Here is a 25,563-nt window from a genome sequence, read left to right on the forward strand (position 1 = left end):
TGCTTTTAGATCCTATAAGATGTAGCTACAGACCTCCGCGTCTGCGGACCCACAAAATCATTCCAATAATCTTTAAAAAATTGTAGCCAATGCTTCAGCTTTGGCTGACCCACGAAACGCACATAACATTTTCTAGGCAATAGTGAGAAAATTACACTATCCGTAGCAAAATGACAACTTTCACCAAACTTCCACCAAAACGACCCCATAATTCTCCATATAAGTCACGAAAAACAATAAACCATACATATACACTTCGCCAAGCAACAAAATTTAGCAGGCGGCAGTTTAATGCCTTCAAAAGGCCAGGCAACAAAACAACAAATTGCCCTACATAAAGCAACCGCCACATAATCAGATATAGAAATAACCAAAACATAATTTCAAAAAAGGCTAATAAAATTTTACTATCTCCCAAACTAAAAATTCAAAAAATAAACTAACCATAACTTTCTTATTCGAGGCTATTTTATAAATAACCAATAAAGCCTTTAAATTCAGTACTTGCAATAAGTAACAATATAAACAATATTCAAAACAAGAGGAACCAAAACTCACTTTTTAAAAAGAACCTCCCTCCACACCAAAAAATCAAACCTCCTCCCTACTATGCATATTTTAAAAATTTAATATATCGACCTATGTCCCTGTGCCCATTGAAGAAATCCTATAATAACCATCTTCTGCAATTACCGTTAAAATCAAATATTTATCTCTTACCCTATTTCCATCAATTTGTCCATTTCCATGTATCCATCCTTCCCTTGACGAAGGATCCTTTTTTACTGAAAATGAATCAGAAAAGCGAGATAAATTTTTGTTAACTTCCTCATCAGAGTAAATTTGGTATATTTCATAATCCTCAATTCTATGGTGCATCTGCACTTTATAGGATTTATGATATTTCAAGTAATCTTCAAACAGGTTGTTAGTATGTATTTTCTTTCTCATTAAGTAAATTCTCACAAGGACATATCAAAATTATATAAATCATTGTATAATTATGGATATATGAGTGAAAGGTTAGGTGGGGATACAAGATGAATATATTGAGTAAAATGAGTAAAAGGTTGAAAATAATACTTGGTATCTTATTTGTATTGGTTTTAATAACCGTTGGTCTTAATCAAAAACACCTTCTTATAATTTATAAAGATGAGAGTCATGGTAAAAATGGTCAATATAACTATAACTGGATGATATTTGATAATCCTGTGGACCTAGAAATTTATAAAGGTGAGGGCTGGTCTGAATTTAGAGGAGATTTAAATGTTCGTGAAACCGCACGAATAACTAACAAAAAGATTGTAAGAAATATAATAAGAGAAATTGTTAAATTTGAAGAAATCCTGGACTATACTGTAGAAGATTATGTTCGCGATTCTGAAGGATTTGAAGCTAATAGGTTTCGAGTTTGGATAAGAACAATAGAAGAAATTGAAGAAGATGGCCAAAGGGGTGGACCAATAATGATGGGTTTTACCTTTTATGAGGGCCATAATATTGCTAGATCATACTTTGGAGAAGAATTTTATTATCTAGATGAAGAGTTCAAAGAATATCTTATGAGTTTCATCAATGAGTAAGATAAAGCAGTCATCTATTTATTTAAATTGTAGCCAAGGCTTTAGCCTTGTGACCCGCAATGTCATCTTAAAAAACAAATCACTAAAACATTATCCAGGCAATAGTGCCAAATTTACAGCTTTCATCATTTCCAGCCACTTTTCCCCAAAAATGTCCTCGTATTTTGCGATTTAAGGCATCTAAAAAGCCAAACAGGCCCCATACAGACCTGTTTGGCTTTAAAAACCTCTTTAAGAGCGTTTTAATGCTTTTTTACATCCAGTATTCTCTTTATATATATAAAAAGAGCCAGGATCTTAATTAGAATAATAAATGTAATAATTTTGGTTAAACACTCATTATTTCTAATTCATGTTATTTGGGTAATAAAAGAGTTTTTACCTTATATACCCTTTGGCTTTACCTAACTGTTTCATTATAAAGTTCACTAAATAAAAAAGTAGTGGTATTAATGGCATATATATAGAATATGAAGAACTATAACTAGATAAAACCATCATACCCCCTATTATCAGTGATATAGATGAATTCAAAATTGAGAAAAATAACTGCATCTTAAAGTATTTATCTTCTTTTCCTTTAACAACTTTTATGTTTTTGAAATAAATTGTCACTTTGTTCCTAAATATAATAGAATAAGTCAAGTAAGTTATGCCAAACACAATTAAAAAAACTCCGAATGGATTCAAACTATCCCCTCCTCTTTCACCTGGCAAAAAACTTAATTTACATATTTTATACAATGCTCATCAAAGTCTATTTATTAAGATTTATAATACTTAATCGTTACTTATATTTGAACATTAAGTCAATAAATAGCAAAGAAAAAGCAATCAAGAACGCAGACACTATATTGTTATAATCTACTAAATAGGCAATTGGAAAGGTAATCGCAGCTGCCGGAATAATAAGCAAAAATCCAATTAAATTCTTGCGTTTCCATTTTTTAGTCTTTTTATGTATGGCTTTAAAGAAAGGCCATTTTGCTACACCTAATTTATTTGAAAGCATTTCTAAAGCAACTCTAAAAATAAAAATAGTAATAATCCTTTTTAAAAACATCCCATTCCCTCCTCCCCTTTATATCTCAGCCCATTGTATTTCAAACAACCACTTACTTCCCCACTTCTCTGAGCCTCTCCCTATTATCCTCTATCTTCTGAAGAACAAGTGCATTAAACTCCTCATAAAGCCTATAATTGGGATCGGTCAACTTTGCATAATTGATATAGTCACCTTTAGAGCTCTTTGTGTTACCATCTTCATCACGACTGAGGACAATTTCGCATTCACTATTGGCAAACCTGACGATCTCCCTTAAATCCTCATGAAAAAACTCTACAGCTACCACAAGCTGCTCTTTTTCATGTTCACTGGCAGTAGAGCTTAACTGTCTAAGCAAAGTCTGATACCCGTCCTGTAAAAGGAACTCAAAGGTGGATAATGGCCTACCGCTTACATAAACCAAATGGTTAACATGCATTAAAAGGTCATCATCAATTGAATCAGTACCATCAGTCTCTAATTTCATATCTATGAATCTAGTTAGAAACTTAGCATCATTTAATTGATAATAAGCCTGACTCCCGCGTTCACGTTTAAGTTCTTTATTAACATAAGTAAACCGAAGAAAACTAAATACAAAAAGAAAAATTAAAAACACTAAAAATATAGGTGACGACAACATTTTTTTAAACCTACTCAACTCTCCCCATCCTCTCTCACCCTCACCGTTTAAGTTACATAATAATAAAGTATTATATACTGATTTTACCATATAAGGTAAGCTAATGTTAGGGTATATTAAATTTTTAATTTAAGTGATAAGATTTTTTAATACTAATATTTAACATTAATCATCACTACTAAACATGATATAATAGACAAGTAAATATATTTTACTTCATCAAAAAACAAAAAAACAAAATTTGCTATTGCATTAATATCAAATATGTTATATAATAAATTTTGTCGCAGGGGAGTAGCTCAATTGGTAGAGTAGTGGTCTCCAAAACCATTGGTTGCGGGTTCGATTCCTGTCTCCCCTGCCAACTAAACAAATAACTAAAGCTGACATAACGTCAGCTTTTTTTTATACTTTTTTAAAGATAACACCGAAAGCCACTAACATACATGCCTTGATCTTAGCCCTTTTGGTGCCAGATGTTGTCCCAACTCTTATACCTCCAAGGGTGCCTAGTTTTTAAATAAAAGAAGGCTTCAGACCCAGCGTGTAGCAATAAGTCGACGTTTCTGTTGGCAATTTGCCCTTTGGTGTCAAATGGTGTTCCCAGCCCTTTTGGTGCAAGATGGTGTCCAAAGTTTTTGTGTTTTCAGTCAACTATGTTTCAAAAAATAAAAGAAATTTACAAATCACAACCCCATCCACCACAAAAATATATTATAATTGTACTATAAAGTAATATAGGAGGATAACATGAATATCAACGACTCACTAAAGTACCCACAAAGAAACATACGTCATAAAAGAAAAAAATCAAATAAGCTATTATTTATTGTATTCCTTCTTATAGCAACACTTGCAACCCTAGCCTTTGTACCAAGTACCAGTGACACGTTATATTACTCTAGCGGTTCTGTAAAATACATTGGCCAAAGGGATAATTCCCTAGCCACAGGTTATGGAACATACTACTATACTAACGGTATTTCATTTTACCAAGGCTATTGGCTAAATGGGTATGCTCACGGTGAAGGAGATTATTTTACGCCTAATGGGGATTTAGTATATTCTGGTCAGTGGGAAAATGGCTTGATTACAGGCTATGGAACTGAGTACTATAATGATGGCTCAGTGAAATACCAAGGCCAATGGCTAGAAGGCGCTTATCATGGTGACGGAACGAAATTTACCCAAGACAATATGAAAATATACACTGGGGAATGGAACAAAGGTATACCCCATGGACAAGGACAGCTATTTGATATAAAAGAGAGCCTTATTTATAGTGGAGATATGCAAAATGCCCTGCGCCACGGTCAAGGCAAAGAGTACTTCAACGGAAAACTCCATTATGAAGGCCAATGGGAGAATGATGAAATCCTAGATTACTCTGGCTTCCACTTACCCCAGGGCCAGAAATTATCAGCTGCACTGGGTCAGCATTACTATGAAATATTTAATAAACTAGGATATGAGGAAGCCGTAACAGTTGCTACTTCCCTCCTCCCACACTCACAGCTCGTAGAAAGTTCTAGTAATGATAATCACTTTAAATACTTGATGTATCGGTATTTAGAATTTCCCTCCACATACAATAGCTCGGTGGTAAGGGATATAATTAAAGAGCTGCAATCTGTTCCTATCACTATCTTAGAAGATCTAGTACAAAGAGGTGTAAAACACAGACTTATAAATGGTTCCATAGCAAATCAACCAGAATTCCGGAGTATAGCAGAAAGCATGCGTGGTGTCCCCCTAAAAGATGCCCTTGGCATAGCAAGTCCCCATAACAGGCTCCTAATTACAAGGCTTGATAGAGGGAATCCCACAAGCACCACCATCCACGAGCTTGGCCATGGTGTAGATTTCTTCCTAATAGATAACCACAGTCAAACTGAAGCCTTTGAAAAGCTAAGGAGTGAAGAAGCAGCATCAATGTTTAATAACAGCCTTATAGATACAAGCTATTTCGTAGACTATCCCGAAGAATACTTTGCTGAATTCTTCACCCAATTCTTCATAAGTGACAGCAAAAAACTTACAGGTGGAGCAAGAAACAACAGTCAAATACAACAAAGGGCTCCTAAAACATATCAGTATTTCACAGAAAAAATCTTAAACTACCAAAGCCAATACTACCAACACCAAGGAACTAAAAGTGCCGCCACTACTAACCCAATATCCCAGATAACAGCAAACACAGAATCCACCCCCACCCCACTTTACCTAGAACAAACCCAATCTATACTAATAAACCTAATAGGAAAAATTAGAACCAAACTAAACTAAAAAAGTGGCCACCGGCCACTTTATTTTTTTTATATTTACAAGTCTCCCTTTTGCGAGCAATCCTGCCGTCAAAGGCTATCCTCCTCGCGAAGCGTCTCTCAATCCCTAAGGGAAATCTCCTCCCCCAGGGAAACTACCAACTCACAGTAGTGTTTATCCCCCGAACATACTCCCTCTTATTATGTTCACTCCAAGACAATACACCTTCTTTTAACAACAATAAAGTTAAAGCATAAACAACCTGACCTGCAGAAGTACTGTTGTAAGAAGTTGTTTCTATGATCTTATCCTCAAAGCGACTTAAAATATCAGACCTACGAACAAAACCTTTCTCATCAATGAAATTAAGTATGAAATCAACCATTTCCTGCCCCAGTTCCTGTGAAAACCTTATGGTGGTAGCATACTTACTGCTAGGTCTCCTTATGGCAATAGTAACAATACTCTCATGCACCACCCAAGTAGTTCTTTGTATAGGATCATCATCCTCAACCTTTTCCCCACTGCTGTATGCCTTCCATGCATCTAAAAAACCTTGATAATATTGAATTGCCCGATCAAGATAGAGTATCTTCTTCTGACAGTCAGATAAAAAAGTAGATAAATCAGTGGTATTTTCTACGGCTCCTTTGATATTCTTAACTTCAGCTGATTTTATATTATTTAACTCTCTTAGTATCCCTTGCAGATTATCATTACTTATCACGCTCAAACCAATCAACTCCCTGGCCTAGTTATTTTATATAATATATATGCAAAGAGTTAATGGGTTATGAAAATACTTATTTTTTATTCTATATTTTTTAGGGGAATTTTGAGGGCAGTTCAAAGGACTAAACTTAAGTCAAAGGAGTCTAACACGGATTTTCAAATAGAGATTACGCAGATTACGCGGACTTGGGAGTGAGGTTGATGGTCTTTTCTTTTAATAGGCTACAGAAACATCGACTTATTGCTACATGCTGGGTCTAAGATCAAGAAATATACTGCTACATGCTGGGTCCTAATTTTTTTGTATGGTTTTGTTGTTGCATTGGTATTATTTTTTATTATAAATGTAGTTTAAACACCAATTTTAAATGAACCTGTCTCATAAGCAATTATGCTGGGTCAAGAGCTGGGCGAAAACGTCTATCTACTGCTACATGCTGGGTCCTTATATCAGTAAAAAGTAGTCTGTTGGGTCATTACCGTGAAAATAATTATCTTTAACTATCAGTGATAAAAAAGTCCTTTGAACATAGCGGTTAAAGCTCTTATAAAATCAGTGTTATCAGTGTCCATATGTTTTAATTCAAAAAAGACCCCACTTACATTACTCTTGGTGCAACTTGGTGCGGTTTTAGTTGGTGTAGATGGTGTCCAAATGTTATAATCTTTTTTTCCATTACCGTGAAGAATAATTATCTTTAACAATCAGTAACAAGAAAAAGTCCTTTGAACATAGCAGTTAAATCTCTTATAAAATCAGTGTTATCAGTGTCTATATGTTCTAATTCTAAAAAGACCCCACTTACATATCTCTTGGTGAAAAATGGTGCGGTTTTAGTTGGTGTAGATGGTGTCCAAAATGTTTTAATCTTTTGTGCCAGTTAGTGATGAGATTTTTCGTGAAGTTAGTGGCAATGTTTTTATAATAAGAAAAGCAGACCCAAAGGCCTGCTCTAAAGCGTAAAGCTAACTGCGAACTGCGAACTGCGAACTGCGAAAACTACAGTGTAAAGTCACCCTTATGAGCGTTCTCTAAAAACTTAGTAAGAAGCTCAACAGTTGCCTCTAAATCCTTCTTATTTGCAGTTTCTACATTTGAATGAACATATCTCGTAGGTAAAGATAAAGTAATTACAGGACAGCCAGTTCTAGATCTCTCAATAGCACCTGCATCAGTACCTCCTCGTGGAAGAATCTCCATCTGATACTTAATACCATTCTCCTCAGCTATGTCCCTCATGAAATCAACCAACTTATAATTTGAAATAGAAGCAGAATCCATAACCTTAATAGCTGCACCGGCACCTAAAGCTGTAATCTGAGCATGAGGGCTCCCACCTGGGATATCCCCTGCGATGGTAACGTCTAAAGCTACACCGATATCAGGCTGTACACCAAAAGCACTGGTTGTAGCACCCCTTAAACCTTGCTCTTCTTGAACTGAACCAACAGCATAAATATCTACATCATGCTTGCTCAAACCCTTAATAGCTTCAATCATGATATAAACACCAGCTCTGTCATCTAAAGCCTTAGCGGAGAAGTTATCTCCAATCTCCAGAAAATCACGCTCTAAAGTTACAAAATCACCAATTCTAACAAGCTTTTCAACTTCTTCCTTACTTCTACCAAGATCAACAAAAAAGTCACTGACAGCCAAGGATTTTTTCGCTTCCTCTGGAGTCATTAAATGTATAGGCTTAATACCAGGCATAAGAACACCATCTAAATCCTCTCTACCATGAACCTTAACCCTTTGTGCAACTAAAGTTTTAGGATCGAACCCACCAACGGGATTTAATCTTAAAAAGCCCTTATCGTCTATGTAGGTAACAATAAAACCAATCTCGTCCATGTGACCACTAATCATAACCTTTTTGCCACTACCACTACCTCTTTTTAAAGCAATAACGTTACCTATGGCGTCCACCTGGATTTCATCAACATAATCTCTAAGCTCATCGATCACGATAGAGCGAATACGCTCTTCCCTACCGCCAATACCAGCGGTCTCTGTTAATCTTTTTAATAATTCCATCTAAGAACCTCCCTTATTTTATTGTTAGAAGCCTTTATTAATTTACTTCGACCTTAGAAACAAAATACCTTCTTTGTGATAAAAATATTTAAATAGGGGTGCGTTTTGGAGGCAAGATTTTTTATTGGCTACAGAAAAATGACTTATAGCTACATGCTGGGTCTAAAGAAAAACATAAAACCTTCCTCACACTAACTTTCACTAAAAAGCTCAGCACTATAAAAAATCTTAGTAATAAGACCCTACTTACATAACTCTTGGTGCAAATTGGTGGGGTTTAGTTGGTGCCAGATGGTGTCCGAATGTTTATTTTTTGCGTATCTGTATAAAAAAATCTTGTGAACTTAGCAGTTAAATCTCTTTCAAAATCCGAGTTATCAGTGTACATATGTTTTAACAAGACCCCACTTACATATCTCTTGGTGAAAAATGGCGGGGTTTTAATTGGTGTCAGATGGTGTCCGAATATTTATTTTTTGCGTATCTGTAATAAGAAATTCCTATGAACTTAGCAGTTAAATTTCTTTCAAAATCCGAGTTATCAGTGTACATATGTTTTAACAAGACCCCACTTACATATCTCTTGGTGAAAAATGGTGCGGTTTTAGTTGGTGCCAGATGGTGTTCGAAGGTTTGTTATTTATTGTGTCAGTTAGTGATAAGGACTATAGTGAAATTAGTGTCGAAATAATTTCTCTTATTTAAAATACACCTCCAGTCAGATTGAACTCTAACTAGAGGTGTATTTGATTAATTATTTAGCTGCGGATTTCCCTGCAATTCTACCAAAAACAATAAGATCTGTCATGGCATTACCACCAAGTCTGTTGCCGCCGTGAATACCACCAGTAACCTCACCTGCTGCAAATAGACCGCTTATAACATTGCCTTCTGTATCAATAACTTGTCCTTCAGCATTAATCACTAATCCACCCATGGTATGGTGAACAGCAGGTCCAATCTCTATTGCGTAGTAGGAACCTTCAATCAGCTTTCTTGGCATATCAGCTCTTTCAAAGTCAGCGTCTACCCCGTCTACAAAGCCATTATATGCTGTAATTGTGTTAACTAAAGTATCAGAATCCATACCTACATTACTAGCTAGCTCTTCAATGGTTGTACCTTCAAGGGTAATACCCATTCTTATATAGCCATCAATGGCACTTAAACTTTCTCTAATGGAGTTATCAAGCACGAGATAAGCAGTTTGTCCTTCTTGCTCTAAAATCGCTGCAGAAACAACATCCCTAGTAGCAAGTTCATTTACAAACCTCTCGCCCTTAGCATTAACTAAGATAGCACCATTACCCCTTACAGCTTCAGTAATCATATGACCATTAGACGGTACAACTGTTGGGTGTGTTTGGATTTGATCCATATCAACAACATCTGCCCCAATAGCTTGTCCCATAACAATACCACTTCCAGTAGCACCAGCATGGTTGGTTGTACCGAAGCCTGCTAGCTTTGTATCAAAACCTGCAAACATCTCTTCACTAGCTCCGAAACCACCAGTAGCTATAATAACAGCATCCGCTGTAATATTAAACTTAGTGCCATCCTTTTGCTCTACCTTGATACCAGTAGCCTTACCATCTTTAGTTATGATATCAGTAGCCTTAGTTTCAAGTAATATCTCAATACCTCTTTCTTCAGCATTTTCCTTTAGCACCTGTACAACATGTGGCCCAACTGGAGCTCCACCTGTAGGTCTATGTGTTCTATCTTGGGAAGAACCAGCCATCCTACCAACGTTTGATAAGTCAGCTCCTAAGCCAATCAACCACTCAACACTATCTGCTGCTTGAGAAGCTAAAATTTCCACAAGCGCAGGGTTATTTATGTTATAACCACCCTTCATAGTATCCTCATAGTGACTGTCAGCGCTATCTTCAATCCCTTGATCCTTTTGTACAGAAGTACCAGCTGCATTTAAACCACCTGTAGCTCTAAGGGTGTTTCCACCAACCATATTCATCATTTCAACAATTATTACTTCCTTGCCAGCATCTTTAGCTTCTATTGCAGCAGCTAGCCCAGCTCCACCGGAACCGATAATAACCACATCAGTTTTCAAATCATTAGATGAACTACCTCGATTACAACCAGCTAAAACTGCAAGTGTCAAAACAACAACCATTGACACTATTAATACTCTGTCCATTACATTTAATCGTCTTAATTTCATTAGTACGTCTCCTCTCGTGAATGTGAATTCTTTCATTTACAAAATATAATATACAACATCCTTCTATCCTCTACAATGGTAAATTATTGAAACACACACCAAAGCAAAAAAAGCCTACCCAAAGTAAGCTCTTCCTTTAGCGACTACGCCTTCTTATCCACCCTATAAACAAAAACTAATATCTCCGCAACAACCTTGTAAAGCTCAGGAGGAATTTGATCCCCTAACTCTAAAGCAATAAGCTGATTTACCAGTCTTTCATCATTATACAGAGGAATATCATTTTCCTTGGCTATTTCCAATATTCTCTCTGCCACATCCCCCACTCCAGTTCCAATGACCTCAGGGGCTCTTTTCCTATCCTTACTATATCTTAAAGCTGCGACCTTTTTTCTGTCCTCCAAAAATAGCCCCCCTATATCCTAAAATCAAGCCTACTAAACTTAACATCTCTGTTTTCCTCTTCTAAAACAACCATACCCTCAGTAATCCTTTCAACACTTACACTGGCATCCTTGTATGTTTCCAACAACATATCCTTTAATTCGTTAGTGGAAGAGTTAAAAATTCCATAGGCATTATTTCCCTCAACATACACAGTGCAGCTGACACCTTTTTCCACAATCTCTAGCTTTACTCCCACACTTCCTAAGGACTTAGTCTCCACATCTATGCGAACAAAAACCTTCTTGTTAAAGTCAGTCTTACTTTCTTTATCTAAATCAGAATTAATATGTATCTTCGTATCATACCATGTATCATCAATGTTTAGAGGAAGGTTCAAGTAAACATTGTTGTTCTCAGTAACTGGCCTATCCTGCAAGGTCATCAAAGTATCCCTAGCTAAACCCTTAACTAAATCAACAACATGGGTCTTAGTTTGGGATATTTTCTCTAACACTTGACTCTCGGGCTTTTCAGTATCGGGAATTACCCTTTGCTGTTGCTGTAATTCCTTTTTCTCTACCTTCGAAAGTTCATCTAGTAACTCAAACAACTTGATAGAAGTGTTTTCCTTAAAAACCTTCTCAATGGCTCCTTTAATTTCTTCACTGTCCCCTTTAACATTGAAACCTTCTGTAAACTTCTGAAACAGTTCATTTAACTTAATACTATCTTTACCAACGGTAAGGGAGCTAAGGGTAGAGTTACTTCCAAAGGCTTTTGAATTCTCTACATTGTCCCTATCCGCAGCTTGATTAACTTCACTCTCTATAGCAGTAGCACCTATACTCCCTTTAGACAAAGGTACATCTTCTAACTTGGCATTAACAAGACCTTCACTATTTTGCAAGGTAGAACTTACGTTCTTGCTTGTAGAGCCAACATCTTGATCTTGAGCCAATTCTCCATCAATAACAAGGAGATTTTCTATTATACCTTTTAGTACTTCACTAACTTCATTGCCACTAGTATTAGCTAATACCTGAATACCTTCCTTTGTAATTGGGAGATCCATTTTTAAGAGGGTAATAGCTTGTTGTAGTTGGTCCCTAAAACCAGAATTATTAACCTTTGGTAAAATCTTGTCCAACACCTTTACGCTGGATAAATCAACAGGAAGCTTATTATTAAGCAAGCCCTGTGAGATTTCAATATTCTTATCATTGGGTACCAACCCCATATCTTCTAAAGCATTAACAATACCATTAGTATGGGAAGAACCTTCATTTAAAGAACTACCTATCTTTAACTTGATCTCTCCATTTTCAAGACCTTGAAATATTAGTTTTATCTGTTCATTCACCTGCAGTTGTATATCAGTCTTAGCAGCAATCTTCTCACCCTTAACACTGATGAGTACCATATCCTCCAAAATCTCCAACACTCGAGCATTCAAAACATCCCCAACGCGAACATTAGAAAAATCAAACCCCTTTTCCCCAACCAACCCCTGAAAAACCTCAGCCGAAACCCTCACAAAAACCACTCCTTTCTAAATCCAATCAACAATAAAATAAAGTAAAAATAATAGCTTTAGCCACAGATCTACATGATCAACATGATCATAAATCCTAAATAATTAATTAAAGATCATCTCATCAATCTTTTAAATTCCAAATCTTTAGGTCCAAAGTTTAGTATTAAACCTACATTTAAATTGGTAGCAGATAGATAATTTAAGAGTTGTGGAACTGCATCTTCTACATTTCCCTTGTTACTTTTGAGCTCTACTATAACCTTATCTTCGACTACTACATCCGCTACATACAATCCTACCAATTCATTTTTATATTTAATAGTGATGTTTTTTTGAGTTTCCACTTTAAAACCCCTCAATCTTAATTCCACTACCAAAGAATTTTCGTAAACCTTTTCCGCAAACCCGTATCTTAACTGATTATATACCTCAAATCCCGCCCCGATTATCTCTTTAGTAATTTCTTCATGTAAATACATTTTGATCATCCTCTCCAATGAGTAACTTAAATTACATACACCAAGCCAAATAAGCAAGCTCTCACTGAAGCCTCCTCCAAACTACTATAATAGTACTATTATAAACTATAAAAACTCCATGTTCTATAAAATAAGTAAAAAATACCCCTCGACCCCAAGAAAGCCATTCCCCTAAGATTATATATCCTATGCTAATATAGTTTATCTTAGCAACTTAAAGAATAATTAACCTTCTATACTTAAAAAAAATTATGCCCTTAAGATCATAAAGATCATGTAGATCTGTGGCTAAAAAATTCATTTTTCTTTTGACCATGCTCTTGAAAAATTACGTGAAAATCAGTGTAAATCCGTGGCTAAGCCCTTGACTTTATGCCCCTTGACCTTAAGAACACAATGATCATCTATATCAGTGGTTAATCTGTAGGTTAGCTTTGAAGGTCCGGGCAGGTTCGAAGCCCAGCACCCTACAATATATGTCAGTTTCGTGGGTCCCAAGGCTGAAGCCTTGGCTACAACTGTCTGTTGGGAGAGTCTTTCTTAGTAAGCCAGCTATTAAGCTTTTATCTACAACCCTTATTTTGATATCCGTGAAAATCAGTGTAAATCCGTGGCTAAGATCTTGCCCTTACGTTCTGCACTTAAGATCATATAGATCATACAGATCTGTGGCTAAGCCCTTGCCCTTTATATCATGTAAATCAGTGTAAATCCGTGGCTAGGATTTTAATCCCCTAAGGTCTTTTGATTTAAAATAAATGTCGATTAATGACAAAATTTAGCTTGTCCATATACCTATACTGTAATATAATTACAATATGTCTAATCAATAAAAATTCTTAATAAAATAAACCGGAGGTGCTAAAATGAAAGGAACACTTATGTCCGCTTGGATGAATACAGCAAGAGAACTATACGGTGATGACATAGTAGAAAAGCACATGAACCAAGCAAACTGGGACAAAGGACACATCATTAAACCATCAGAAGACATACCTGAAGAAATACCACTAAAAATAATTAAAGGTATAGCTACTGAGCTAGGAATAACAGTGTCTGAAATATGGCAAGCCATAGGTAAAAGAAATATCATGTCCTTCTTCAAACTGTACCCAAGCTTTTTTAAACAACAAAATCTATACTCTTTCCTAAGCTCCATGGACGACATACATACAATAATTACAAATAAGATGCCTGGAGCCACTCCCCCAAGACTTATAATGAAAGTTGTATCTAAAAATGAAGCCACACTTCAATATATATCAAAGCGTGGAATGTTTGACTACCTCCAAGGTTTACTCTATGGTGCTGCAGACTACTTCAAGGAAAAAATAGAAGTATCAACAGTATCTAAGTCAGAAGCCGAAGGCTCTGTAACCCTTAAGCTAACATTTGAACAACCCATAGTATCAAGGAAAAACTACCCTATAAATAAAGTCCTATCCTTGGGTTTTATAAAATCAGCTGAAGTAAAAATTGCAATTATGGCCACTGCCATAACTTCAATGGCAACACTAGGTATGTCACCCTTTGTTGAAACAGATATAAGAACCTATGCTATCATTCCTATCTTTTTTATATCTTCATACATATCCTCTAAAATCATAAACTTACCACTAAAGAAGATTATGGCTTCATTGGACAACATAACCAACAAAAACTACTATGAAACAAACGAAATATATACTAAAGACCAATATGAAGCACTAAACAACAAGTTAAACCTATACAAAAACCTATTAGTAAAAGACTTTGTTGCCTTTAAAGGACTTACAGATGAAATGGATTCCTTTGGCGAGACCTTTACAAAGATCTCTGCAGATATGAACGAAACCTCATCTGAGATATCCTTAGTTGTTGAACAAGTAGCAGCTGGAGCCATGAACCAAGCAGAAGAAACAGAGAATTCCGTATCCATACTAAACGATAACATCAACTCCCTTAAAGAGATTGTGGACAAAGAAAATGAAAGTAAAGATCTTCTCGAAGGAGTAGTTGGTGAAATCAACCAAGGCTACAATGATGTTAAACAGACAACAGAAAACCTACAAGCTATTATTTCACAGTTTTCACGCCTTAAAGACAATGGTGACAAACTAGAAGTAAAAACTAAAGACATAAACGAAGTTGTTGAAACAGTTACATCTATAGCTGAACAGACTAACCTACTAGCCCTTAACGCATCCATAGAAGCAGCTAGAGCTGGTGAACAAGGTAGAGGTTTTTCTGTGGTAGCTGAAGAAATCCGCAAGCTCGCCGAAGAATCCAAAAAAGCTGCAACAAGTATCACTGACGACTTAAACTCATTTACTGTGAGCATATCTGAAATAGTACAAGATATAGAAAATCAATTTACTATACTAAAAGACGAAAGCAGCAAGCTAGAAAAAGTAGCTGACTCCAACTTCAAATCAACCCAAAGCATCCGTTCTGTTACAGATAGCATAATAGAGATGATTGATCAGTTAACATTAGAAACCAACTCCATATCTAACATCTATCAAAAGATAGAAAACCTTGCAGCTATAGCTGAAGAAAACTCAGCATCCTCCCAAGAGGTATCTGCAAACGTTACCCAGTATACTTACAAAATAATGGATATGTCCTCAAACATAAAGGAATTTAAGAAACTAACAGAACAGTTCAAAGAAGACTTAGACACATACCAGATATAAAGAAAATCCCATCTCCTCAATGAGAAGATGGGATTTTTTAAATTACATGGTTCTTGTTTTCTTACCAACCTTAGAAACTATTATATCCTTTGAGAAGAAACCACCTGCAAAGCCTACTACCAGTGACAAGAATATAAATCCTAGTAAACCACCAGTACCTAGAGGTTTTTTATCACCACCAGTTATGGAATTCATATCCTCCATAAGTATAAACCTGCTCCAGTGATTCAACTTAGCCCGGACCACTCCTGCTTCTGAATCAATCTCACTTGGGACAACCTCCCAAGCATCTGTATCTGGATTGAACCAGTAAACAGAAACATTTTCTAAGTTTAGTTCCCTCATTTTATCAAAATAAAACTCTTTAACAATTTCTCCATTAAAGTTTTTAATTTTATTACCATCTACTTCTAAGAAAAACTCATATACAGGACTTAGGGGAATAAACCCAGATGGTGTCCCGTGCTGAACCTTATTGACAATAATTGTAAAGTACTCTGCATTTTCCTGTCCATTTTCCTTTAAGGTAGACTGAATAACATCTCGCCCTAAAACCATAGAAAAATCATCGTTTGTAAACTCTAAATCATTTTCACCTAACAAGATATAGGCAGGGAAAACAAAAGTATTTTCATTAACTAAGATAGGATTGAATGTGGAAACAGCTTCATCCCCTGTTCTGGGATTAACAATTACTTTAAAAGATGCTTTATGTCCTCCATCAGCTGAAGTTACTGTTATGGTAGCTTCTCCAGGTACAAGGCCTCTAAAGTTACCTTCAGCGTCAACAATTACTATAGAGGTATCACTACTTTCAAAACTTAGACCCTTATTACTAGCATTATCTGGTTTAAACTCAACAGTGTTTTTGTTTACCTCACCTACTACAATTGAAACTTCACTGTTTGCTACACTAATCCCTTCAACAGGTAAAGTAGTAACAACCTTGACTTTCATGGTGGCAGTTCTGTTTCCTTCTTCTGTAATTACAGTAATAGTAGCTTCCCCTGCTTTAACACCAGTAACTCTACCATTATTATCTACAGTTGCTACAGAGGTATCGCTGCTACTCCATGTTACTTTTTTGTTATTGGCATTGGAAGGAGTAATATTTGCAGTAAGATTATTTGAAGTGTTAATCAAGATAGTAGAATTCCCTTGTATACTAACACCTGTTACCCTTGCAGTCACATTGACACTGGCTGTGGCAACTTTATTACCTGATTGGGTTGTTGCAGATATATTTGCACTACCTGGGCCCACGGCTTTTACATTACCATTTGAATCAACTGTTGCTACATTTGTATTGCTGGATCTCCAATTTATATTCTTATTAGTTGCATTTGCTGGTGTAACAGTGGCAGTCAGTCTTTCAGACTGGCCCACATCTAAGCTTAATGAAGATTTACTAAGGGTAACTCCTGTAGCTGTTATAACTTGTCTTACAGTACCATTACTTATATTCCCAACACTATCCCCTGAGAAAATAACATTCCTTAGTCTTAAACTGCTTTGCTTTTCACCTTTAACTTTAAAGGTTACTGTAGCAATAGTACCTGATCCCTTTAAGAAAATCCTCTCTGGGTTTGTAGATCCACCTGTAATTTTCAATCGGGAGCCTGTAAACTGAGGGTTACTGAAGAAAAGATAATTATCTCCATTACTAATCAAGTTACCTCTGCGAATGTTAGTTACCTCCACATGGCTTGGGTCATATTCCAGCTCTAGCTCAAATCCTGAAACATTTGTGGCATTAGCCAGTCTAATCTCCACTGTCACCTCGCTGCCTATTACGCCATCTACAGAAGTTACACTAATATTTGCACTAGAAGCTAATGCTATTTGAGGAACAAAAATATTACCAAAGGTATTTAAAATAAGTAATGCAAAACAAATACGCGCGAACATTTTTTTAATCATTAACACACTTCCCTCTCTCCCTAAATTGTTTAAATATAGATTATTTTTCCTCAGACGTAAAAGATGAAAATTCAGCCTATATTATATTCGAGATTTTTGTAAGATTTCCTTCAACTAATATCCAATCATAATGCATAATTTTGCCGACAAAATACGACATGTCTAAAGAAAAAATAGGGTTGTAAAACCCTATTTTTTATCAACCACTTTGAAATATTCAATTATTGCTTCCGTTATAAGTCTTGCCCTTTTGGCTTGCTCTACAGGATTTGCAGCTAGTGTTACATCTTCTTTATTGGTTACAAAGCCTGCCTCTAACAAAATGGCGGGGATGTTGGGCCAACGTGTCATGTAATAATTGGTATCATAGGGAGCACTACGTTCCCTCAAACCAGATTTTATCAATGCTTGATATACTTTATCGGCAAGAACTATACTATTTTTAGCTACTTGACTGGGGTTACTACTATATGCCCTTGCCCCTGTACTAAATGTCAATGAACGTAAAGTTCCATTATCATTGATAATATAGCCACCTTCATTACCTTTAGAAGTATCTATCTCACCAACATAAGGATATTTTTTACCATTCCAAAGAACGTAAACATCTTTAGTGGTAACTGCAGGTCTATATGTACTATAGAAAACTGAGGCACCTCGCACACTTTGATTGGTACTACCATCATGGTGTACACTGATAAAAATATCTGCATTAGATTTATTGATTGTTGGTATCCTATCAGCCATTTCGATGGTTATATTGTTGAAAGGTTGTCTTGTAAACAATACAGTTGCTCCTGCTGCCCTAAGTTCTTTGGCAATAGCGTCAGAAAGCTGATCATTTAATAACCTTTCGTGATAACCATGTGCTACTGCACCAGGGTCCCTCCCACCATGCCCGGGGTCAAGCATAACAACCTTACCAGAAAGGGGACCTTTACCTAAATTAGCATCTCCAACTATATGACGCAAAACTAAAATTGCATCATTGATGTTAACGTTGCCATCAAAATTAACATCACCTGCAGTTAAGTTAAACCCCGTAAGCTTAGCCTGACCTACAACATATCGAAGGATCTGTATAGCGTCGTTAATATCTACCCTGCCATCAAGATTGACATCACCCACTGGATATACATCTATAACTATTTCCTGAAGAAGCTTTCCTGTTTGGTCTTTTGCTTGAATAGTTGTTTTACCAGCTTTATGACCTGTGATTACTCCATCTTTTAAGGAAACGATAGAGCTATCAACAACACTCCAGATAACGACGTCAGTTGTATTTTTCGGGGATACTTCATAAACAAGTTCAGCAGTACCATCAACTAATAACTTTATATTCTTTGAAGGCACAGTAACCTTTTCCACTGGAATTTTCTCGTTTTCAATATTAACAGTATAAGTTTTCTTACTTCCATTATCAGCTGTAACTACAATATCTATCTTACTGGCAGTTACTGAAGTTTGGACATTTGCAAACTCATTAGCCTTTGTTACAACAACAGAACTTTGATTTAATGTCTCCCCTACCTTTTTCAAGTAATTATAACTTAGCTTATTACTTGAAAAGCCTTCAATAGGCTTACCATTGATCACAATTCCACTGAGGTTTGCATTGTCACTTTTTACAACTGTAATATCAAAACTAGCTGCCATGGTAGAATCTCCAACAGCTCTTGTAATGGTAACTGGGAAAACACCAGCTACTTTGGGAGATCCAGACAACAATCCATTTGGACTAAAGCTAATTCCCTCTGGGAGAGTACCGTTCATTTCTAAATTCTCTGCATCAGCGAATAGATAAAAATTAACTTGTTCTCCTCTTTTGAAAGTTGGATTACTTACTTGCTCAATAAGAGTTATATCACCTAACACCACTTCTGTACTCACATCAATAGAATTTATTATTAAGTTCCATTTACCTAAAGCGTTAAAGGCTATCTCGTAGACACCTTCTTCTACTTCCAATGAAAAAAATCCTTCTTCATTTGTAGTTGTTTTTCCTACAACTGATCCTTTTATAAACTCTACTTCTACGGAATTGATGGGGCTTCCATCCTCAGCTATAACTCTACCACTGACTATGAAGGTGTTAGGTATTTCATTAGTCCCTAGAGCAATAACATCTCCAACCATTGAAAAAGACAAAATTAAACATAAAATAATAGCAAAAACTCTTCTCAACTATTTCCCCCCTCTCCCACTTGTAAAATTTAACACTTATTTATATTCGATACAATATAAAAAAATCCTCTAATTTTGTCACAAATTTACAGAAGATGAAAATAAGAAGTCAGGAAAAACTATTAATAGATTAAATCCCAGCATCCAGAGCTCTAAGCATTAATCTCACTTTTTATACCTGTGTCTAAGCAGCTAACAATATTGCATTTTACTTTTGCGAAGCAAACCTGTCGCGAAGCGAATCCTGCTGCCGAAGGCAAGCTTTAAACAAACAAAATGCATACAAGAAAGAACTTCTACAAAATATATAAAAGAATACATACAAAGGAGTTGAATTAAATGACCAGAAAAAGAAACTTTGGTGATAGTATATTGGGAGGTATAGAGAAAGTCGGTAATAAACTACCACATCCCATAACGCTTTTCTTTTTACTAGCCGGTCTTACATTAGTCCTCTCTTGGATTGTCAGCATGCTTGGAATAACTGTTGTACATCCCACAACTGGTGAAACTGTAGAGGCAGTTAACCTTCTTTCCAGAGAGGGGATACAAAATATATTTGGTAGAGCAGTTACGAACTTTACTGGCTTTGCTCCATTAGGGACAGTGCTAGTGGCAATGCTAGGAGTTGGAGTTGCAGACAGAACAGGGCTAATTAAAGCACTGATTAAAGTATTAGTCCTTGGGGCACCAGATGCACTGCTAACTGCGGCTGTTGTATTTGCAGGTATTATGTCTAACATAGCGTCAGATGCTGGCTATGTAGTACTTGTACCCCTAGGTGCAATAATATTTGCAGTTAAAGGAAGACATCCTTTAGTAGGACTTGCAGCAGCCTTTGCAGGAGTTTCCGGTGGTTTTAGTGCAAACCTACTTCTTTCCACTATTGATCCTTTGCTTGCAGGTCTAACAGCAGAATCTGCGCAGCTTTTAGATCCAACCTATGCAGTACCACCTACTGTCAACTGGTACTTCATGATAGCTTCTACTTTTTTAGTAACACTTGTGGCCACATGGGTAACAGAAAGAATCGTGGCACCTCGCCTAGGTGAATACAAAGGCGAGCACATAGATCAACTAGACGAAGTGACAAGTGCAGAGAAAAAAGGCTTAGTATGGGCTCTGATAGCCATGCTACTGGTAGCAGCTTTTTTCGCTGCATTGACAGTACCGGCCAATGGTATCCTTAGAAATGACCAAGGAGAAATAATTGCAGGGAATTCTCCCTTTGTTCAAAGTATGGTACCGATAATTGCCTTGATGTTCCTGATCCCAGGCCTTGCCTTTGGTGTGGCTGTGGGCAATGTAAAAAGTGATGGTGACGTGGCAACCTATCTATCAAAGTCCATGCAAGAAATGGGCGGATATATAGCTCTAGCCTTTGCTGCAGGTCAATTCGTTGCATATTTCGGATGGTCAAACATCGGGACAATACTGGCTGTATCTGGAGCCGAATTCCTCCAGGCCATAAATCTAACTGGCCTCCCTCTTATAATAATGTTCATTATAGTAGCAGGCTTTATAAACCTATTCTTAGGAAGTGCTTCTGCTAAATGGGCAATCATGGCCCCTGTATTCGTACCACTATTTATGCAACTGAACTACAGCCCAGAATTTACACAAATGGCATATAGGATTGGTGACTCAGTTACAAACATTATCTCGCCACTGATGCCCTACTTTGCCATAATCATTGCTTTTGCAGAAAAATATGACCACAACATAGGTATTGGGACACTTATCTCTACAATGCTCCCTTACGCAATTGCTTTGCTAATAGCGTGGATATTGCTATTAGTACTATGGTTCTTATTACAACTGCCAATAGGACCAGGAGGAACCATTTTCCTAGGCATGTTGTTGATGTAAAATATCTTCTAATATGTGCATGCAGGACTCAAATTCTGTCCATACAACGATTTCACAATTATAACTACACACCTAACAAAAAAAGGAGTGGCTCAATTTGAGTCGCTCCTTTGACTTAACCACTTATATGTACTGGTTAGAACATATAATAACCTTAGTTACTATTCTTCTACTTCACCTATTGATTTTCCACAATGGGCGCAGAATTTAGCTTCTGGTACAAACCTTTGGCCACAGTCACATAGGTTTAAAGTATTTTGTAGCTCTTTCTCTTTAACAGCAATATTTTCATCTATATCTTGTATAACTAAACACTTAGAAACTATCTCATCTGCGCTTAATTTATCATCGGAAAAGCGCACATAAACAAGTTTTCCTAAATCTGTAAGCATGCCTGTCTTATGAGCCCTAAGGGCAGAAATCTCCTTTTTAATCCTAGAGCTCTCTATCATGGTAGTAGACTTCTCACTAACATTAGAAACACCCTTACTAACACTATCCTTAACCTTATTAAAAAAATCCACAACAACACCCCCAAACAAATCATTTACTAAAATTATATAGATAAAATACAAAAATAAGTACAAAAAATAAAAAACTTAACAAAAAGTCACAGAAGAAACTTTCATATAACACGGGCTAAATAAGCTACATAATTCTGTCCCCAACGGTGTACATACTGCCACAACAGGAGTCAAAAATACCCTATTTGTTCTCTATTTGTCACTGCCCAATATCATAACCCCATTCGCCCGTGATGCCCGAAGGGCGCCGTGTCAAAAAGACTTTAATGTCTTGACAGAATATGGCCCGTGACTATTTAAAATAGGTTCTAACTCTTTTGCATTTAGTTAGTAACAATAATACATTCTATATCAAATAAAAAGTCACAGAAGAAACTTTCATATAACACGGGCTAAATAAGCTACATAATTCTGTCCCCAACGGTGTACATACTGCCACAACAGGAGTCAAAAACACTCTATAGTCATTACCCAATATCATAACCCCAGCAACACTTACCTCGCCCTAAGTCTCCTCTTAACACCTGAAGTAATACTGTCCACAGCATCAATGCGTAACAAAAACACAAGGACAAAATACACAACAGCACCTACACCAATAGCAGCAACAAGGGCCACACTAGCACTAAAATCATTTAAAATAGCGTAAACAACCCTAGCAACAACTCCCATGACCCCCGAAGCAATGCAAATCTTAGCAAAAGACTCGCCAATATTTTTCAAGCCCAAATAGCCTACCTTCTTTCTCAAACTTATAAATAAAAGCCCCGTACAAAAAAGAGCAGAAATACTTGTAGCTAGAGCAAGACCGCCTATACCTAAAAAAGCAGAAAGAACAAAGTTTAATACAATATTTACAACAACAGAAATAGCAGCGTTGATCTTAGGTGTCTTAGTGTCTTGTAAAGAATAGAAGGCCCTAGTTAAAACCTCCCTTAAGCCATAGCCAATCATCCCTATGGAATAGAAGAACAAAGCAGTAGATGTCATTTTAAGGGCTTGTCCATCGAAAGAACCCCTACCAAATAAAAGTTCAACTATTGGTTGAGCAAAAAGCATAGAACCCACAGCTGCTGGTACAACAAGAAGGTTAGTACCACTGATAGCCTCACCAAGAGACTTTTTCAAACCATCCATATTATTCTCTGCAGCCATTTTAGAAATCATAGGATACATAGCTGTGGAGATAGAAACAACAAAAATACCAAAAACAAAACCATTTAGCCTACTGGCATAGTTAAGGGCAGAAATCCCCCCAACTGCCAAACGAGAGGCTAATGTCCTATCCACTAACTTGTTAATCTGATTAACAGAAGACCCTAAAATAACAGGCATGGCTAAATATAAGATTTTCTTTATATTCTCATCCTTAATGTTTAGATTGAACTTATGCTTATAACCTACATCTTTAACAAATGGTACTAAAAGTAATAGCTGCAAAATCATTGCTAAAACAACCCCATAGGATAAGAAAATAGTATCTACGGAGCTACTTAGTACTATTGAAATAATAATAGCAAAGTTAAAAGGAAACCCAGTTAAAGCTGGAATACCAAAATTATTGTTAACCTGTAGATAAGCAGTAAAAACATATGTCAATCCTGAAAAGTAAATACCAAACAAAGTAACACGGGAAAAGCGAACAGCTAATGCAAGGGTATCGCCTTCAAAACCCGATGCAAACATACGCACAACAGGAGCTGTAAAGATCATACCAAATATAAAAAAGCCAGTACAAAGTACTAATGTTATGTTTGTTAGATTACTAGTAAACCTATTAGCCTGTCTTGGCCCTTGGTTTTTCTTTATGCCACTATACATGGGAACAAAGCAAGTGGCAATGGCTGCACCAATAAATGCAAATATAGTCTGAGGGATAGTAAGAGAAATTAAATAAGCATCACTAATAGCTGATGCCCCGTAAAAATACGAAAGTGTAATTTCCCTACCAAAACCCACAAACTTAGAAACAATTGTCAAAATCATCAACAAAATTGCCGTCTTCTTCATAATATATCCCCCATATATAAATTTCGAATTAATTACAATATATAAATAATATAATAGCACAAAAGTACCAAAAGTAACAATATAAAATTACTGGTATCGGTGCAGTACAAGGATTATTCTTATATATTCAGAAACTATTTATATCTATATACTCTATTTCTACCTAATTTCGTAACCCTATTCGTCCGTGATGCCCGTAGGGCGCCGTGTAATATATGCTCTGTAACATCTTGGCAGTATATGGCCCGTGACTATTAATAACAGAAGAACCCTTCTTTAACACGACCTAAACAAGCTACATAATTTTGTCCCCCACGGTGTACATACTGACACAATGGGAGACGAATTATAAATAGTCAAATCCATTTTTTATGTTTTCCTAAGAGGCTATCCCAAATCCGCGAAAGCCAAACGAGCGCTTTCCGTCCACCCAAAAATCCCACCAGTATGAAGGAACAAGATATTCGTACAATCCTTGAATGTCCCCTTCTTGATCTCCTCAACTAAACCATACATGGCCTTACCTGTATAAACAGGGTCCAAAATAATACCCTCAAGCCTAGCAAACCAATGAATAAACTCCAGTTCCTCATGCCTACTTAAAGCGTACCCATCTCCAACATAGCCATCAATAATGTTTAACTCATTCCTATTATAATTAAGCTCCTGTCCTGTATAGCCATTCATCTCATCAATAAGCCCAACAACTTTATCTTTAAAATACTCTGCGTCATCACAAATATTAATACCATATACCTTACCGGAATTATTATGACCCTTATTTGCATAAAAAAGCCCAGCGTAAGTACCACCAGAACCCACAGTAGCTACTACGGCATCAAACTTAACATCAAGTTCCTTCTCTTGCCCTAAAATCTCTTCTAAAGCTTTAAAATAACCAAAAGAACCTATACCATTGGAAGCACCTTCGGGGATTATATATGCCCTATGCCCTTTTGCAGCAAGTTCTTCCGTAATTTCTTTCATAATATCCATCCTGCTCTCACGATATTCTACAGGAGTAACAAAACGTATATCTGCACCTAACAGCTTGCCAAAAAAGAAATTACCTTCTAAGTTGTCACCCCCACTACTGCGTAGAACCAAACATGACCCTAAGCCCAGCTTTGCAGCTACTGCAGCAGTTGCCCTTGCATGATTAGACTGGATACCACCGCAAGTAATCAAGTAATCACACCCCTGATCCAAGGCCTCCTGAATGGCAAACTCTAACTTCCGTACCTTATTGCCAGTAATCTCAGACCCAGTCTGATCATCCCTCTTAACAAAGACATTAACCCCTAACTCCTCACTCAACCTACCCAACCTCTCAATAGAGGTAGGCAAATTAGCCAAAACCAAAGACCCAGGAATCCTCACAAAAACCTCTCCCTTCAATAATATTTTCAAACAGCTTCACACTAACCTCCACTAAAAAGAACTACACTATATAAAAACTTAGTAATTAAAGACTTTTTAGTCCT

The 25,563-nt window shown here is 36.5% G+C and carries 20 protein-coding genes and 1 tRNA gene; 5 read left to right on the forward strand and 16 right to left on the reverse strand.

What is annotated here, in order from left to right; genetic code table 11:
• Positions 1-151: 151 nt before the first annotated feature.
• Both HYG86_RS17960 and HYG86_RS17965 read right to left on the reverse strand, forming a co-directional pair.
• On the reverse strand, positions 152-418 hold the full coding sequence (locus HYG86_RS17960; RefSeq protein ID WP_213166920.1) for a hypothetical protein: 267 nt from the start codon (positions 416-418) through the stop codon (positions 152-154).
• A 221-nt stretch (positions 419-639) separates the two neighbouring features.
• Complete coding sequence (locus HYG86_RS17965; protein WP_213166921.1) at positions 640-951, reverse strand: hypothetical protein; 312 nt, start codon at positions 949-951, stop codon at positions 640-642.
• Between the two features lie 89 nt (positions 952-1,040).
• Between HYG86_RS17965 and HYG86_RS17970 the strand changes: the two genes are divergently transcribed.
• Positions 1,041-1,586 carry a hypothetical protein gene (locus HYG86_RS17970; protein ID WP_213166922.1) on the forward strand — a complete coding sequence of 182 codons (546 nt, stop codon included), beginning with the start codon at positions 1,041-1,043 and terminating at the stop codon, positions 1,584-1,586.
• A 378-nt stretch (positions 1,587-1,964) separates the two neighbouring features.
• On the opposite strand, the gene HYG86_RS17975 is transcribed toward HYG86_RS17970, so the two are convergent.
• The 3 genes from HYG86_RS17975 to HYG86_RS17985 all read right to left on the reverse strand — a co-directional run bounded on the left by HYG86_RS17975 (position 1,965) and on the right by HYG86_RS17985 (position 3,292).
• Positions 1,965-2,276, reverse strand: coding sequence for a hypothetical protein (locus tag HYG86_RS17975; protein WP_213166923.1), 312 nt, complete (start codon positions 2,274-2,276; stop codon positions 1,965-1,967).
• Positions 2,277-2,373: 97 nt separating this feature from the next.
• Positions 2,374-2,649 (reverse strand): hypothetical protein, encoded by a 276-nt coding sequence (locus HYG86_RS17980; protein ID WP_213166924.1) that lies wholly within the window; start codon positions 2,647-2,649, stop codon positions 2,374-2,376.
• Positions 2,650-2,701: 52 nt separating this feature from the next.
• Positions 2,702-3,292, reverse strand: coding sequence for a hypothetical protein (locus tag HYG86_RS17985; protein ID WP_213166925.1), 591 nt, complete (start codon positions 3,290-3,292; stop codon positions 2,702-2,704).
• Between the two features lie 270 nt (positions 3,293-3,562).
• On the opposite strand from HYG86_RS17985, the gene HYG86_RS17990 reads away from it, so the two are divergent.
• Together HYG86_RS17990 and HYG86_RS17995 are read left to right on the forward strand one after the other, a co-directional pair.
• Positions 3,563-3,638 (forward strand) — tRNA-Trp (locus HYG86_RS17990).
• 386 nt (positions 3,639-4,024) lie between these two features.
• Positions 4,025-5,560, forward strand: coding sequence for an anthrax toxin lethal factor-related metalloendopeptidase (locus HYG86_RS17995; RefSeq protein WP_213166926.1), 1,536 nt, complete (start codon positions 4,025-4,027; stop codon positions 5,558-5,560).
• Positions 5,561-5,693: 133 nt separating this feature from the next.
• Here HYG86_RS17995 and HYG86_RS18000 read toward each other — a convergent pair whose 3' ends face one another.
• From HYG86_RS18000 to HYG86_RS18025, 6 genes are all read right to left on the reverse strand, one after another.
• Complete coding sequence (locus HYG86_RS18000) at positions 5,694-6,272, reverse strand: hypothetical protein (RefSeq protein ID WP_213166927.1); 579 nt, start codon at positions 6,270-6,272, stop codon at positions 5,694-5,696.
• 999 nt (positions 6,273-7,271) lie between these two features.
• Positions 7,272-8,309 (reverse strand): M42 family metallopeptidase, encoded by a 1,038-nt coding sequence (locus HYG86_RS18005; RefSeq protein WP_213166928.1) that lies wholly within the window; start codon positions 8,307-8,309, stop codon positions 7,272-7,274.
• A 754-nt stretch (positions 8,310-9,063) separates the two neighbouring features.
• Positions 9,064-10,497, reverse strand: a complete 1,434-nt coding sequence (locus HYG86_RS18010; protein WP_213166929.1) for a flavocytochrome c — start codon at positions 10,495-10,497, stop codon at positions 9,064-9,066.
• Between the two features lie 143 nt (positions 10,498-10,640).
• On the reverse strand, positions 10,641-10,901 hold the full coding sequence (locus tag HYG86_RS18015; protein ID WP_213166930.1) for an EscU/YscU/HrcU family type III secretion system export apparatus switch protein: 261 nt from the start codon (positions 10,899-10,901) through the stop codon (positions 10,641-10,643).
• 11 nt (positions 10,902-10,912) lie between these two features.
• Positions 10,913-12,418 carry a hypothetical protein gene (locus tag HYG86_RS18020; protein ID WP_213166931.1) on the reverse strand — a complete coding sequence of 502 codons (1,506 nt, stop codon included), beginning with the start codon at positions 12,416-12,418 and terminating at the stop codon, positions 10,913-10,915.
• A 113-nt stretch (positions 12,419-12,531) separates the two neighbouring features.
• Positions 12,532-12,897, reverse strand: coding sequence for a GxxExxY protein (locus HYG86_RS18025; RefSeq protein WP_213166932.1), 366 nt, complete (start codon positions 12,895-12,897; stop codon positions 12,532-12,534).
• A gap of 866 nt (positions 12,898-13,763) precedes the next feature.
• Here HYG86_RS18025 and HYG86_RS18030 point away from each other — a divergent pair.
• Entirely contained in the window at positions 13,764-15,572 is a 1,809-nt protein-coding gene (locus tag HYG86_RS18030; RefSeq protein WP_213166933.1) for a heme NO-binding domain-containing protein, read from the forward strand.
• A gap of 42 nt (positions 15,573-15,614) precedes the next feature.
• Here the strand turns inward: HYG86_RS18030 and HYG86_RS18035 are convergent, their stop codons facing one another.
• On the reverse strand, positions 15,615-17,492 hold the full coding sequence (locus HYG86_RS18035) for an Ig-like domain-containing protein (RefSeq protein ID WP_213166934.1): 1,878 nt from the start codon (positions 17,490-17,492) through the stop codon (positions 15,615-15,617).
• A 189-nt stretch (positions 17,493-17,681) separates the two neighbouring features.
• On the reverse strand, positions 17,682-19,676 hold the full coding sequence (locus tag HYG86_RS18040; protein WP_213166935.1) for an N-acetylmuramoyl-L-alanine amidase: 1,995 nt from the start codon (positions 19,674-19,676) through the stop codon (positions 17,682-17,684).
• 339 nt (positions 19,677-20,015) lie between these two features.
• Here HYG86_RS18040 and HYG86_RS18045 point away from each other — a divergent pair, with 339 nt between their 5' ends.
• Positions 20,016-21,545 (forward strand): AbgT family transporter, encoded by a 1,530-nt coding sequence (locus HYG86_RS18045; RefSeq protein ID WP_213166936.1) that lies wholly within the window; start codon positions 20,016-20,018, stop codon positions 21,543-21,545.
• 161 nt (positions 21,546-21,706) lie between these two features.
• Here the strand turns inward: HYG86_RS18045 and HYG86_RS18050 are convergent, their stop codons facing one another.
• The 3 genes from HYG86_RS18050 to HYG86_RS18060 form a co-directional block, all read right to left on the reverse strand.
• On the reverse strand, positions 21,707-22,069 hold the full coding sequence (locus tag HYG86_RS18050; RefSeq protein ID WP_213166937.1) for a hypothetical protein: 363 nt from the start codon (positions 22,067-22,069) through the stop codon (positions 21,707-21,709).
• Positions 22,070-22,564: 495 nt separating this feature from the next.
• Positions 22,565-24,079, reverse strand: coding sequence for a murein biosynthesis integral membrane protein MurJ (gene murJ, locus HYG86_RS18055; RefSeq protein WP_246451841.1), 1,515 nt, complete (start codon positions 24,077-24,079; stop codon positions 22,565-22,567).
• A gap of 387 nt (positions 24,080-24,466) precedes the next feature.
• Positions 24,467-25,396 (reverse strand): D-cysteine desulfhydrase family protein, encoded by a 930-nt coding sequence (locus HYG86_RS18060; protein WP_425489230.1) that lies wholly within the window; start codon positions 25,394-25,396, stop codon positions 24,467-24,469.
• Positions 25,397-25,563: the final 167 nt, after the last annotated feature.

Origin of the sequence: Alkalicella caledoniensis (genome assembly GCF_014467015.1) — a bacterium.
In the GTDB taxonomy this organism is placed as follows: Bacteria; Bacillota; Proteinivoracia; order Proteinivoracales; family Proteinivoracaceae; genus Alkalicella; species Alkalicella caledoniensis.